Below are 13,585 nucleotides of genomic sequence, written 5' to 3' on the forward strand. Positions count from 1 at the left end.
ATCTTTCACATTCCAAATTATATAGTATCATGGCTTTTATTGTAAAACAATAGAAGCTATGCATTCATTTTTTCCAAGGTTCTACAACATGTATCGTTTTATTTGTTGCATCCAACTTTACTTGAATACCGATAGGCATGGTAATCATGGGATGTGTATGACAACAATCGAAGTCAGCTAGAAAAGGAATTCTTTGATTTTGAAGTACTTCTAATAGTATTTCAAAAGGTTTTCGATTTGTACCACAATCATCAAATTGCTCATGTTTTCCAAGAATGATACCTGAAATTTTATCGAATACACCGTTAATTTTAAGTAATGAAAAGCTTCTTTCAATAGTAGCTGCATCTTTTGAACTGTCCTCAATAAAGAGAATGTCGCCTTCTTGAATATGTGGCATATAGGGGCTACCCAAAATTCCTTGTATCGTGTTTAAATTCCCGCCAATAATACGCCCAGTAGCTTTTCCATCAATTACTGAAATCCAATCGTTTGGTCGAAGTTCTTTCTCCTTCGTCTTTTCTTCCCAATTAATAAATTCATCTGACCAAAATAATGGTTGTTTTATATGATAAGGAAGAGAATGATCATGTAGTAAAGTTTCAGCAAAATATTTGTATGTGCAATCAACAAAAGGTTCAAATTCGCCAAAGGAAGGGACGAGAGCTGGTCCATAAAATGTAGGGATTCCTGTTTTGGCGTAAATTCCTAGTAATAAAGCAGTTGCATCTGAATACCCAATCATTATTTTAGGGTTCTTTAGAAAAGCATCATAATCAATATAAGGTAATATTGAATTTGAATTCATCCCACCAATTGTTGACATAATACAAGAAACATTAGGATTTCTTATCAAGACATTTAGTTCCTCAGCACGCTCTTGTATACTACCAGAACGATAAAAATCATATCGACCTGTTAATGAACCTTCTAATATATGAAACCCTTTCTGTTGTAAGTAAGATTTTGCTCGTTCAAATCTTTTTGGAGAAGTGTAGGTTACTGGTGAAGAAGGGGAGTAGATCCCAATTGTGTCTCCGTATTTTAATGATTTTGGAAGTAGCATTTGTATGAATCCCTTCTATTAAATAGTTTATCTCGCTATTTGACGGGTAGCCCGATTGGGGGGCTGATTAAAGTTTCGCTTTATTTACGAGAATTTATTATTGAATATTCTTACGTTTCAATATTGTAAGTTTAACATAAATAAATTAAAATAATCATTGCTGTACTATGAATAAATATACCTTTTACCTTGACTATATAAAGGAATTGTTGTTAAGGTTAAATGTGAGTGTATAAAAGGTTTGCTAAAGGAGTTTTGAAATGAATCGGTTAAAATGGGGAAGGATGACAGTCCTATTAGTTATTATTTTAGGGATATGTTGGTTCTTATTCCAAGGAAATCAAAAGAGCATAGCGAATGTAGAGGGACAACCTTTGCAAGTGGCAGAACTACCTAAAGCAGGATTTACTGAAAAAGTAGTCCCGCCAAAGTACATCCCACCAGAAATTAACGCAAAAGCAGCTATGATTATCGATGCGAGTGATGGAGATATTATTTATCAATATAATGAAAATGAAGCTTTTGCACCGGCTAGTATGTCTAAGATGATGACAGCGTATCTCTTACTAGAGAGTATACATAACGGGAAAGTTCGCTGGGAAGATCCAGTAAAAATGAGTGCGAAGGCGGCACAAACAGAAGGAGCGAGAATCCCAGTACAAGTTAATGACACATTAACTGTTAAAGATTTATATCATGCATTAATGATTGAGTCAGCTAATAATTCGGCTGTGGCTTTAGCAGAACATATGGCAAAATCGGAGAAAGATTTCGTTCAGCTTATGGATGCAAAAGCGAAACAGTTAAAAATGTCGGAACATGCTAAATTTGAAAATGCTTCTGGATTACAAGAGCCAGATGGAAGTGAAACAAAAATGACGGCTGGTGATGTAGCACAATTGGCGTATCATCTTATAAAAGATTATCCGGAAATATTAGAAGTGACTCACTTACGTCAAAGTCAGCTAGCATTTAATAATATTAATGTTATAAGCACAAACGACATGTTAAACAAAAATAATAAAAGTTTATATATAGAAGGAATGGACGGACTAAAGACTGGATTTACAGATAGTGCAGGATACTGTTTTACTGGGACTGCAAAGCAAGGTGATAATCGAATTATTACAGTGGTCATGGGGACATCAAGTAAAACAAAACGTTTTACAGAGACAAATAAGTTAATGTCGTATGCATTTGGATTAGTTAATTAAGTAAGTAAAATACGAATCTAGATCGCTACATAAGTAAGACTGTTTGTTGTTACTAATTTTAGATAACAACAAACAGTCTTTTTATTTTTATTTTAAAAAGGAAAAATCTTCTAAATATAAGTGTTATTATTTGAGTTTGTTTGTTGCTGTGATATTATAAAGTTATAAGCTTATTAATAATAAGTTTGAGGGGCGTAATATGATATATACATATAAAATAGCCTCAATTGAAAATTGGAGGGAATTATGATGGCAAAAGATTTTTACTCAGCAATTGAAGACAGAAGATCTATTTATGCAATTAGTAAAGAGCAAGTAGTTTCTGATGAGAAAATTCAAGAAGTGATTTATCATGCTGTAAAACATACACCTTCAGCTTTTAATTCTCAAAGTGCTCGCGTTGTTGTTTTATTAGGAGAACAACATGATAAATTATGGGATATTACGAAAGAAACGTTACGAAAAATTGTACCTGAAAATAACTTTGCACCTACTGAAGAAAAAATGAATGCATTTAAAAGTGGTTATGGAACGGTTTTATATTTTGAAGACAGTGAAGTAGTGGAAAGCCTTCAAGCTAACTTTGCATTATATAAAGATAATTTCCCAACTTGGTCTCAGCAATCATCAGGAATGTTACAATTTGCAATTTGGACAGCTTTAGAAATTGAAGGGTTTGGTGCTACGTTACAGCATTACAATCCGCTAATTGATGAAGAAGTGAGAAAAGAGTGGGATGTTCCAGAGAATTGGAAACTTATTGCGCAAATGCCATTTGGTAAACCGGTAGTACATGCTGGTGAAAAAGAATTCCAACCGCTAGAGGACCGTGTGAAAATTTATAAATAATTTAAAAAGGTGAACAGGAATATAACCTGTTCACCTTTTTTATACGTAATAAGGGTTTTTTTGTCCTGCATTTTTCATCTGATTTTTTAATTCGTTTTTACGTGTTTCAATAGCTGATACTTTTTGTAATGTTATCATTGAAACGAATTGAATAAAAGCATAGTATAGCTCTATGTTTTTTTGTATTGGATCATCTATTATATTTCTCACAAATATGCCTCCTCTTTTTATTCCAATAAAACTCCGCATTAATGGGCAGCCCGAGTGGTGAGGGTTAATAATTAGCGGAGGATGTATAAAACCCTTCCTGATTAAAGTTTCATTTTATAAGGGAATGAAACTTTAATCAATTCGCTAAAATTCTTGTTTATTAAGATATGTATATAATACTATAAATATCCTATAAATTCCATTATAGGAAAAAGAGAACAGTTGATATAGTGTGTGTTTTCTTTAAAGGAGAAATGGCTTTTGTGAAATAAATCTTACAATTCGTCAAATTATTTCAAAATTGTAGATAGTATAGAAATTTAGTTTTCTAAAAATATTATACTATTGATAAATAGAGTGATTTTTGTCATGATGAAAGTATACGTCATGTAAGGAGCTTTATAAGGAAATACATACTTGAGTTTGTATTAGGTTAATAGAGTTTTTTATAATAGATAGAAAAGGGATATTTTATATTAAAATATTAAATAGAATGTCGAATTTTCATGCGATATATAAGAAATTTGAAAAAAACATTGCAAAAACACTGTGTTTAATGATAAAGTTCACATGAAGTTCACACGGATTTCACTTTGTTCATTTAAAATGAACTCTGTGTGAAAAATAAAACTCTTGCTAAAAAATGGAACTGGATGAATATTTTACTTTGATAATATTGTAAAGTATTAAAGTTTTAGTTTTTTTTAAGAGGATAGTAGGGAAAGGAAGTAAAGACAACTTATGAAAAAAGTAATTGCAGGTTTAGCAGCAGCTTCTGTAGCTGGCGTTGCAGTTCCAGGAATGGATTCTGCTCATGCACAAGTTTCAAATGAAGCGCTAAAAGAAATTAATGGACAAACTCAAACTCAAACTCAAACTCAAACGACTGTAACTGAAACAAAAACTGTAGAAACAACTTCTGAATTAAAATACACAGTAACTGCTGATGTATTAAATGTTCGTTCAGGTGCTGGTACAGGACATAACGTTATTTCTAAAGTAAAATCAGGCCAAGTGCTACAAGTAGTTGGACAAGAAAATGGTTGGTTCAAAGTAAACGTAAATGGTCAAACAGGTTATGTAAGTGGTGACTTCGTAACGACTGGTGGCAAAACAGGAACGACTGTTCAACAAGGAACAGGTACTTACACAGTAAACGTTTCTTCACTTAACGTACGTACAGGCCCAAGTACATCTCATACAGTATTAGGTTCTGTAAACAAAGGTAAAACAGTACAAGTTGTAGGTGAAGTACAAGATTGGTTTAAAATCAACTTCAATGGTGGAACTGGATACGTAAGCAAAGACTTCGTAACAAAAGGTGGTTCTGCTGTATCTAACGAAACACAACAACCAACTACAAACAACAATACTACAACAGTTCAAACTGGTGGTTCTTATGTTGTTAACACTGGTGCTTTAAAAGTACGTACAGGCCCAGCTACATACAACGCTGTAATCGGTGGAGTAACAAATGGTAAAGTATTAAACGTTACTGGTGCTGAAAATGGTTGGTACAAAATTAACCATAACGGCCGCACAGGTTACGTAAGTGCAGACTTCGTTAAGTTTGTAAAAGGCGGAGTAAACAACGTTACAAATAACAATAATGTTACAAATAACGTTCAACAACCAGGTAAAGACGTACAAAAACCAACAACAGGTGGAGATACATCTTCAATCGCTGGATTCGCTAGATCTTTAAATGGTTCACCATACAGAACTGCTGGTACAACACCTGCTGGTTTTGACTGCAGTGGATTCATTCACTACGTATTAAATCAAACTGGTCATAAAGGCGCTCGTCAAACAGTTGCTGGATACTGGAGCTCTAAAACAAAAACTAGCAATCCACAACCAGGTGATTTAGTATACTTCCAAAATACTTATAAATCAGGTCCTTCTCACATGGGTGTTTACTTAGGAAACGGTCAGTTCATTAGTGCAGAAACAGATGCAACTGGTGTACGTATTAGTTCTGTAAGTAACTCTTACTGGAGCAAGCACCTATTAGGTTACACAAAAGCATACTAAGAAAAAGTAGTTTTATATACTTTTCGTATAGAGAAAAGGCTTTCCAAGGAAACTTGGGAAGCCTTTTTATAGTTGAATAAATTGGAAGTTTAATAGTTTTTATTTTAACTTTCCATTTAAAAATCGATCATATAAGTCATGGAAATAGTTAGGACGAAATAAGTTCGCTGCATGTCCCGCTAACGGTATTTCCTTATATAGAACGTTAGGCAAAATAGATTTCAAATCAAATAGACAAGATTTATAGAGATGATCATGCTCTCCCATTACCCATAGTATAGGGTGAGGAAGTGATTTTAATTTAGATTTTAAATCGAATTCTAACCGATGTCGTAATGACTGGGCAATTATGGATGAATGTAATTGTAATCCGAAACGGTAGTAAATATTTCTTGAAATGACTGCGAACGGATTTGCTTTTAATATACCGCTTGGAAAAATAGTATTTGCGTATTGAGAGAGCCATTTAGAGTATTCATCTCCTCGCTTCTCCCAAAAATTTTGAAATACATTATATAAACGAGAAGGGTTATTGTAATGTCCTCCAATATGACAAATACTTAATACTTTTTCTGGATGCATTTGTGCAAAAATTGTAGAGATGTAACAGCCGTAACTTAGCGCACAAATATGTGCTTTTTTAATACCTTCTTGTTCATATAAGTTTAATAATTGATCTACGAGGCGCTGTAATGAAAAGTCGATTGCTTCTCCTTTATCATCACCGTGACCTAATAAGTCATAAGTTATAATGTTGTAGGAGGCAGAAAATCGTTTTTGCTCTTTTTTGAAGGCGCGACGATTACCAACTAATCCATGAATAAAAATAATTGTTTCCTTTTCAGAATGTATATTTGTTTGCAAAAAGGATACTCCTTTCACTAACTGGAGATTTATATCGTGTTTTAAATTATTTATCTATAATTTACATAGAATAATATTAAGTACCAGGTAATAATATCAGATGTTTATATCTGTTGTAAAGATGAGTTTTTATGTATATTTTGTAAAAATAGAAAAAGTGTGTTTACATTCAGTTTACATTTGTATCGTATTCTAATTTTAGAAAGAACAGTTTTGTTTAACGTGAGGAGATGAACAGGAATGGAAGTTAGAAATGAAATAAAGAAAAAAGGGAGTTGGAGGCAGTTTTTACGCCTTATTCAAGATACAAATCCTCCGAAAGGAATTTTAGTTTTTGCGTTGTTAATGAGTTTGCTTTCTACGGGAGCGAGTTTATTTATTCCTATGCTGACAAAAGGATTAGTAGATAATTTTTCGCTTTCTTCAATTAGTGCAGGACAAATTGTTGGGTTAATTGCTTTCTTTGTAATGCAAACTATTGCGGCAGGGTTGTCTATATATTTACTAAATTATATTGGGCAGAAGATTGTAGCGGGACTAAGAGAACGTTTGTGGAAAAAGGTACTTATCTTGCCGGTATCTTATTACGATCAAAATAGAACAGGTGATACGATTAGCCGTATGACGAATGATACAGGTGTTGTGAAAACGTTAATTTCTGAGCATTTGTCAAACTTATTAACAGGTGGTATTTCAATTGTTGGATCGTTAATTGTATTATTTGTTTTAGATTGGAAAATGACTGCGTTACTTTTAACGGTTATTCCGTTGTCTGTGTTAATTTTAGTTCCACTTGGACGAAAAATGTATAAGATTTCAAAAGCGCTTCAAGATGAAACTGCATCTTTTACAAGTGTGTTAACGCAAGTGTTATCAGAAATTCGTTTAGTGAAATCTTCAAATACAGAAAAGAGAGAATATGAAACGGGTAATACAGGTATACAAAAGTTATTACAATTTGGTTTGAAAGAAGGAAAAGTGCAAGCATTAATTTCGCCAGTTATGTCGTTTGTTTTAATGGCACTACTTGTTATTATCGTAGGGTATGGCGGGATGCGAGTTTCTAGCGGTGCATTAACAACCGGTGAACTTGTAGCGTTTATTTTGTATTTAGTTCAAATTGTAATGCCAATGAGTCAATTATCTATGTTCTTTACACAATTCCAAAAGGCAATTGGTGCAACGGAAAGAATTAGTACGATTTTAGAATATGAAGTAGAAGATCATGAAACTGGTGTGAAAGTGACAAATGCTAAGCAACCGATCGTTCTTGAAAATGTACATTTTGAGTATAACGAAGAAGAGCAAGTTTTGAAAAATATTGATTTCACAATTGAATCTGGAAAAGTGACAGCGATTGTAGGACCAAGTGGTAGTGGGAAAACAACGTTATTCTCATTACTGGAACGTTTTTATGAGCCAACTAGTGGCGCCATTAAATTAGGGGAAGAATCAATTACGAGTTATTCATTACAGTCATGGCGACGTCAAATCGGTTACGTATCACAAGATAGTCCGTTAATTGATGGAACAATTCGTGATAATATTTGTTATGGCGTCGAGGGCGAAGTAACGGATGAAGAAATTGAAAAAGTAGCAGCAATGGCATATGTTGATGCATTTATTCATGACTTACCAAACGGTTATGCAACAGAAGTTGGAGAACGCGGTGTGAAGCTTTCTGGGGGACAAAGACAGCGAATTGCCATTGCCCGAGCGTTACTTCGAAATCCGCAAATTCTTATGCTAGATGAGGCGACTTCAAGCTTAGATAGTAAATCTGAGTCTGTCGTTCAAAAAGCGTTAAATAACTTAATGAAAGGCAGAACAACGTTAGTGATTGCGCATAGACTTTCTACTGTTGTAGATGCAGATAAAATTGTCTTTATTGAAAAAGGGAATCTTACAGGTAGTGGTACGCATGATGAATTATTACAGACGCATGATATGTATCGTGAGTTTGCAACGCAACAATTGAAAATTAAAGAGGGTGCATTATAAAATATATTAGATGCTAAGTAGAAAGGAAATGGTTCCTTTGATACCTAAAATTTTAATAGTAGATGACGATCCACACATTAGAGAACTCGTTTCGGTATTTTTAGAACGAGAAGGTTTTCAAACATATGAGGCAATTGATGGAGTAGATGCACTTCAGAAAATGGATGACGTAAAAGTTGATATGGTTATTCTTGATATCATGATGCCAAATATGGATGGATTTGATGTATGTTTTGAATTAAGAAAATACTATGATATCCCGGTTCTGATGCTAACTGCCAAAGGGGAAACATCACAAAAAGTAAAAGGATTTCACCTTGGGACAGATGATTATCTTGTAAAACCATTTGACCCTATAGAATTAGTAGTGAGAGTAAAGGCATTATTGAAACGTTACCAAATTACAGTTTCCCAATCGATTCAAGTTGGAAATGTATTATTAAATCGTAAAACATTCGAAGTTACATCTGGAGAACAAACGGTTACATTACCGTTAAAAGAATTTGAGCTGCTCTTTACTTTAGGGTCTAAATCGGGAAGAACTTGTTCGAGAGAGCAATTAATTGAAGAAATATGGGGATATGATTTTGAAGGGAATGAACGTACACTAGACGTTCATATTAATCGGTTACGTGAGAAGTTTCAAGAAGAGCAGTCGAAATTTAGTATTAAAACAATAAGAGGATTAGGGTATCGCTTAGAGGTAAGTAAATGAGAAAAAGAAAACGAATGAGTAAGTTGAAGATGCTGAAAGTATTTGGAGCGGTATTAGCGCTCTTTTCTTTTCTTACTATAATTTGGTCTATCGCATTTTATGTAGCAACTAGTATATTGAATGCTTTTGACGTAAACGTATCGCCGTTTGTTGCTTTTCTAATTAGTGATACGGTCGGTTTTGTCTTTATTATTCTTATTTGGACATTGATTGGAATATTAATGAGACCAAAACGAGAGGCGATGATTTGGACTATTATTGAACCGATACAAAAAATTGCAAAAGGAGACTTCTCCGTAAAAATAAGAAATGAAGAAAAGTATGATGGTGAAATTGGCGTGCTCGTAAAAAGTATAAATGATATGACAGATGAACTGAATACGATGGAGAAAATGAGACAAGAGTTTGTATCGAATGTTTCTCATGAAATACAGTCACCGTTAACTTCTATAAAAGGATTTGCTAGAGCACTACAAGACGATAATCTTTCTGAGGAAAAAAGAAAGCATTATCTTACCATTATTGAAACTGAAACAACGAGATTATCTAAACTAAGTCAAAATTTACTAAAGCTAACTCTTTTAGAATCAGAAGAGTATACACCAGAAAGAGTGAGCTATCGATTAGATCAACAATTAAAGCAAATTGTGTTAAATAGTGAACCACTCTGGGCTGAAAAAGAAATTGAGTTAGAACTAGATTTAGAAAAAGTATATGTTATTGCTGACCAAGAAAGTATGAGTCAAGTGTGGATTAATTTAATTCATAATAGTATTAAATTTACTCCAAGCGGTGGTACGATTACTATTCAGTTAAAGGAACATGAGACAGTAGTGGAAGTGCGTATCCGTGATTCAGGAATTGGTATATCAGAAGAACAGAAACAACATATTTTTGAGCGTTTTTATAAAGCGGATTCTTCACGAAATCGTGCCTATGGAGGAAGTGGCTTAGGTTTAGCTATTGTAAAGAAAGTACTCGACCTTCATCAAGGAGAGATAAAAGTGGAGAGTGAGGAAGGAAAAGGTACTGAATTTATTGTGCGTATGCCGAATCATGAAGAGAAATAGTGTTAGAAGGAGAACCTTCTAACACTATTTCTCTTTAAAAATGCATTTACCGTTACTGCAATTATATTGAAAAGCTTTTCCTTCGCTTTTCATACTCATACACTCCCCTATGCTGGATTTGTTTTTATTTTACATGAATAATGGTAAAAAAATGAAACTTATAAATAAAAACTTTCTATAGTTACCTACAAGTAACCTACGCACATGAAAGTGCATCATTGCCTTTTTACATAAACATAGATACAATTTTAATATAATACATAACTGAGATGATTAAGGAGTGTTATACTTGGCAGAATTATTACAAGGTAAAAATGCTTTAATTACAGGAGCAGGTAGAGGGATTGGTCGCGCTGTAGCAATCGCATTAGCGAAAGAAGGCGTAAATGTAGGCTTATTAGCTCGTTCAGAAGAAAACTTAAAAGCTGTAGCAAAAGAAGTAGAAGCAGAAGGTGTAAAAGCTGTTATTGCAACTGCTGATGTTTCTTCATGCGAAGAAGTAACAACTGCGATTGAAACGTTAAAAAATGGTTTAGGATCTATCGATATTTTAATTAATAACGCTGGTATTTCTAAATTCGGTAAGTTTTTAGAACTAGACGTTGCTGATTGGGAAAAAATCATTCAAGTAAACTTAATGGGTGTATACTATGCAACTCGTGCAGCTTTACCGAGCATGATTGAACAACAATCTGGTGATATCATTAACATTTCATCTACAGCAGGACAAAAAGGTGCACCTGTAACAAGTGCATATAGTGCTTCTAAATTTGGTGTCCTTGGCTTAACAGAATCGTTAGCGATGGAAGTTCGCAAACATAACATTCGTGTAACAGCTTTAACTCCAAGTACAGTAGCAACTGATATGGCTGTAGATTTAGGATTAACTGATGGAAACCCTGATAAAGTAATGCAAGCAGAAGATATTGCAGAATTTATCGTAGCGCAGCTGAAATTAAATAAACGTACATTTATTAAATCTGCTGGGCTTTGGTCTACTAATCCATAGGAATTAAATTTAACTTTAAAAGAAGGGATATCTATTCTGTAAGGGGTAGATGTCCTTTCTTTATTTTTTGTATTCGAGACAGAATTTTCGGTATAATTAAAAGTGAATGGTAGAAAGCATTGGGAAATTGAAAGGGATGGCAGTTGTAAAAGAGTGATGTAAGGAGGAAAAAGGGATGAAAAAGAAGTTTCAAAAATTATAACATGTATCGTGTATAACGAGATTAGCTCGTGGACCTCCAATATACATAACACTATATTATATATTAAAAAATTGGAGGATATAAGTAGATGAGAACTGAAAAAGAAATGTTAGACGTAATTATAAATATAGCAAAAGAGGATGAAAGAATTCGAGCAGTTATCATGAATGGATCGCGTGTAAATCCAAATGTGAAAAGAGATTGTTTTCAAGACTATGATATTATGTATGTTGTAAATGATATACAATCTTTTACGTCTAATCATAATTGGGTTCATAGATTTGGAGAAATAATGATAGTACAAATGCCAGAAGAAATGTCGTTAGTTCAACCAGATGAAGATGGGAAGTTTCCATATTTAATGCAGTTCATGGATGGGAATCGGATTGATTTAACGCTAGTTCCAGTTGAGTTAATAAAAAAGTTCGTTGGACAAGATAGTTTAAGTAAACTGCTTCTTGATAAAGATAATTGTATGGAAGGATTCCCGCCAGCAAGCGATAAGGATTACTTAATAAAAAAGCCTACAGAAAAAGAGTTTTTGGATTGCTGTAATGAATTTTGGTGGTGTAGTACAAATGTGGCAAAAGGGTTATGGAGAGAGGAACTTTCTTATGCAAAAGGAATGCTTGAAGGACCAGTGCGAGATATGTTCATCGTAATGCTAGAATGGCATATTGGTATGAAAACAGACTTTACAGTTAATACAGGGAAGTTTGGAAAGCATTTCGAGCAATATATTGAAGAAGATATGTGGGAGCAATTTAAAAGGACATTTTCTAATGCTGAATATGAAAACATATGGGAGTCATTCTTTGTCATGAGTGATTTATTTAGGGAAGTGGCGAACGAAATCGCTAACACGTATGAATATCAATATCCGCAAGAAGATGATGATAAAGTGACGAACTATTTAAAACATGTGAAAACTTTGCCAAAAGATAGTACATCAATTTATTAATAATATAAAGCAGTAAGACTGTCCTAATTAAGGACAGTCTTATTTTTGTTTATGAATAACAATTTCTCTAACAAAGTGCAGATGAATCACATATGAAAATTTAGGGAGGTTTTTTATCATGTATTATTTTTATTCGCCACAAATGTTTACTCCATATCAATGGGGACTAGAACGAGATGTTTCGTATGCTTATATGCCATATAACTCACTTTATTATGGAGAATATATAAGCGCATTGCCATACGCATATATCCCTCAAAGCTATGAAGTACAAATGAAAGCAGATGATCGTGGATCGTGGACACCATTTTCATGGGTTGAAAAATATGCGTACGCATTTTCCGGACCGTATAATAAAGCGGAAGTAGCTCTTACATTTGATGATGGACCAGATTTAGAATTTACGCCAAAAATTTTAGATAAGTTAAAACAACATAATGTAAAAGCGACTTTCTTCTTACTTGGTGAAAACGCAGAAAAATTTCCGAACGTAGTAAAGCGTATTGCGAATGAAGGGCATGTAATTGGTAATCATACGTATAGTCATCCGAACTTAGCGAAAGTAAATGAGGATGAGTACCGTAATCAAATTATAAAAACGGAAGAAATATTAAATCGTTTAGCTGGTTATGCACCGAAGTTTATACGTCCGCCATACGGTGAAATACTTGAAAATCAATTAAAATGGGCCACAGAGCAAAATTTTATGATTGTACAGTGGAGTGTTGATACGGTTGATTGGAAAGGTGTGAGTGCTGATACGATTACAAATAATGTGTTAGGGAATTCATTTCCTGGAAGTGTCATCCTCCAACATTCAACACCAGGTGGGCATTTACAAGGATCTGTAGATGCACTAGACAAAATCATTCCGCAGTTAAAAACGAAAGGGGCACGTTTTGTAACACTTCCAAGTATGTTCCAGACATCAAAAGAAAGAAAGTAAATGTGTTATAAATTGGAAAAATAAGGTTTGTGTCGTATAATGAAAGTGTAAGTTAGGGGGGATATAATTGATTTATGCACTAGTAAACATAGGAATAAGCATATTGATTAGTATTATTTTTATACTTGCGGCAATTATTCTTCAAAAGAATCCACCGACCGATATTAATGCGGCATATGGTTATCGTACGAAACGATCTATGAAAAATAAGGAATTATGGGGTGCGGGTAACAGGTATAGTGCAGAAGTGATGAAGCAAAATGGATTCATCATGATGTTAATTGGAAGTGTTATTAGTATACTGTTTAGATACTCCCATACAACGTTAGCTATAATGATCTTTATGCTAGTACTAATCATTCGCTTATTCATACGAGTAGAGAAAAGATTGAAGGCACTTGAGCAATAATGAAAAATAGGACTCCACGCAATATAATGCTAAGA

At 33.8% G+C, this 13,585-nt stretch carries 13 protein-coding genes and 1 pseudogene; 10 read left to right on the forward strand and 4 right to left on the reverse strand.

From position 1 onward, the window contains the following. Nucleotides 1-64: 64 nt before the first annotated feature. Nucleotides 65-1,066 (reverse strand): S66 family peptidase, encoded by a 1,002-nt coding sequence (locus tag DN407_RS09295; protein WP_000926325.1) that lies wholly within the window; start codon nucleotides 1,064-1,066, stop codon nucleotides 65-67. A 260-nt stretch (nucleotides 1,067-1,326) separates the two neighbouring features. On the opposite strand from DN407_RS09295, the gene DN407_RS09300 reads away from it, so the two are divergent. Further along, on the forward strand, nucleotides 1,327-2,280 hold the full coding sequence (locus DN407_RS09300; protein ID WP_001080872.1) for a D-alanyl-D-alanine carboxypeptidase family protein: 954 nt from the start codon (nucleotides 1,327-1,329) through the stop codon (nucleotides 2,278-2,280). Between the two features lie 246 nt (nucleotides 2,281-2,526). Beyond that, the gene (locus DN407_RS09305; RefSeq protein ID WP_001987122.1) at nucleotides 2,527-3,129 is read left to right on the forward strand and encodes a nitroreductase family protein; all 603 of its coding nucleotides are present in this window, start codon (nucleotides 2,527-2,529) and stop codon (nucleotides 3,127-3,129) included. Nucleotides 3,130-3,168: 39 nt separating this feature from the next. On the opposite strand, the gene DN407_RS09310 is transcribed toward DN407_RS09305, so the two are convergent. Further along, entirely contained in the window at nucleotides 3,169-3,339 is a 171-nt protein-coding gene (locus DN407_RS09310; protein WP_001244279.1) for a hypothetical protein, read from the reverse strand. 741 nt (nucleotides 3,340-4,080) lie between these two features. Between DN407_RS09310 and entFM the strand changes: the two genes are divergently transcribed. Next, nucleotides 4,081-5,373: an enterotoxin EntFM gene (gene entFM / locus DN407_RS09315; RefSeq protein ID WP_000755498.1), complete on the forward strand. Its 1,293-nt coding sequence runs from the start codon at nucleotides 4,081-4,083 to the stop codon at nucleotides 5,371-5,373. A 99-nt stretch (nucleotides 5,374-5,472) separates the two neighbouring features. Here entFM and DN407_RS09320 read toward each other — a convergent pair whose 3' ends face one another. Beyond that, the gene (locus tag DN407_RS09320; protein WP_001194306.1) at nucleotides 5,473-6,237 is read right to left on the reverse strand and encodes an alpha/beta fold hydrolase; all 765 of its coding nucleotides are present in this window, start codon (nucleotides 6,235-6,237) and stop codon (nucleotides 5,473-5,475) included. Nucleotides 6,238-6,477: 240 nt separating this feature from the next. On the opposite strand from DN407_RS09320, the gene DN407_RS09325 reads away from it, so the two are divergent. From DN407_RS09325 to hitS, 3 genes are read left to right on the forward strand one after another with little or no spacing between them, the layout of a single operon-like run. After that, complete coding sequence (locus DN407_RS09325; RefSeq protein ID WP_000453861.1) at nucleotides 6,478-8,238, forward strand: ABC transporter ATP-binding protein; 1,761 nt, start codon at nucleotides 6,478-6,480, stop codon at nucleotides 8,236-8,238. A 37-nt stretch (nucleotides 8,239-8,275) separates the two neighbouring features. Further along, nucleotides 8,276-8,953, forward strand: coding sequence for an envelope stress response regulator transcription factor HitR (gene hitR, locus DN407_RS09330; RefSeq protein ID WP_000612414.1), 678 nt, complete (start codon nucleotides 8,276-8,278; stop codon nucleotides 8,951-8,953). After that, on the forward strand, nucleotides 8,950-10,023 hold the full coding sequence (gene hitS / locus DN407_RS09335; RefSeq protein ID WP_001231624.1) for an envelope stress sensor histidine kinase HitS: 1,074 nt from the start codon (nucleotides 8,950-8,952) through the stop codon (nucleotides 10,021-10,023). The genes hitR and hitS overlap by 4 nt, the downstream gene beginning before the upstream one ends. Before the next feature lie 24 nt (nucleotides 10,024-10,047). On the opposite strand, the pseudogene DN407_RS32915 reads toward hitS, so the two are convergent. Further along, nucleotides 10,048-10,116, reverse strand: a pseudogene (locus DN407_RS32915) (DUF3139 domain-containing protein); the annotation flags it as partial. 196 nt (nucleotides 10,117-10,312) lie between these two features. Between DN407_RS32915 and DN407_RS09340 the strand changes: the two are divergent. The 4 genes from DN407_RS09340 (at nucleotide 10,313) to DN407_RS09355 (ending at nucleotide 13,550) form a co-directional block, all read left to right on the forward strand. Beyond that, entirely contained in the window at nucleotides 10,313-11,032 is a 720-nt protein-coding gene (locus tag DN407_RS09340; protein ID WP_000818979.1) for a 3-ketoacyl-ACP reductase, read from the forward strand. A 290-nt stretch (nucleotides 11,033-11,322) separates the two neighbouring features. After that, nucleotides 11,323-12,195, forward strand: a complete 873-nt coding sequence (locus DN407_RS09345) for an aminoglycoside 6-adenylyltransferase (protein WP_001258541.1) — start codon at nucleotides 11,323-11,325, stop codon at nucleotides 12,193-12,195. 118 nt (nucleotides 12,196-12,313) lie between these two features. After that, nucleotides 12,314-13,141 carry a peptidoglycan-N-acetylglucosamine deacetylase gene (locus DN407_RS09350; protein WP_097999030.1) on the forward strand — a complete coding sequence of 276 codons (828 nt, stop codon included), beginning with the start codon at nucleotides 12,314-12,316 and terminating at the stop codon, nucleotides 13,139-13,141. Nucleotides 13,142-13,211: 70 nt separating this feature from the next. Beyond that, entirely contained in the window at nucleotides 13,212-13,550 is a 339-nt protein-coding gene (locus DN407_RS09355; protein WP_058839918.1) for an SdpI family protein, read from the forward strand. The last annotated feature ends 35 nt before the right edge of the window (nucleotides 13,551-13,585 follow it).

Origin of the sequence: Bacillus sp. JAS24-2 (assembly GCF_008274905.1) — a bacterium.
Classification (GTDB): Bacteria; Bacillota; Bacilli; order Bacillales; family Bacillaceae_G; genus Bacillus_A; species Bacillus_A cereus.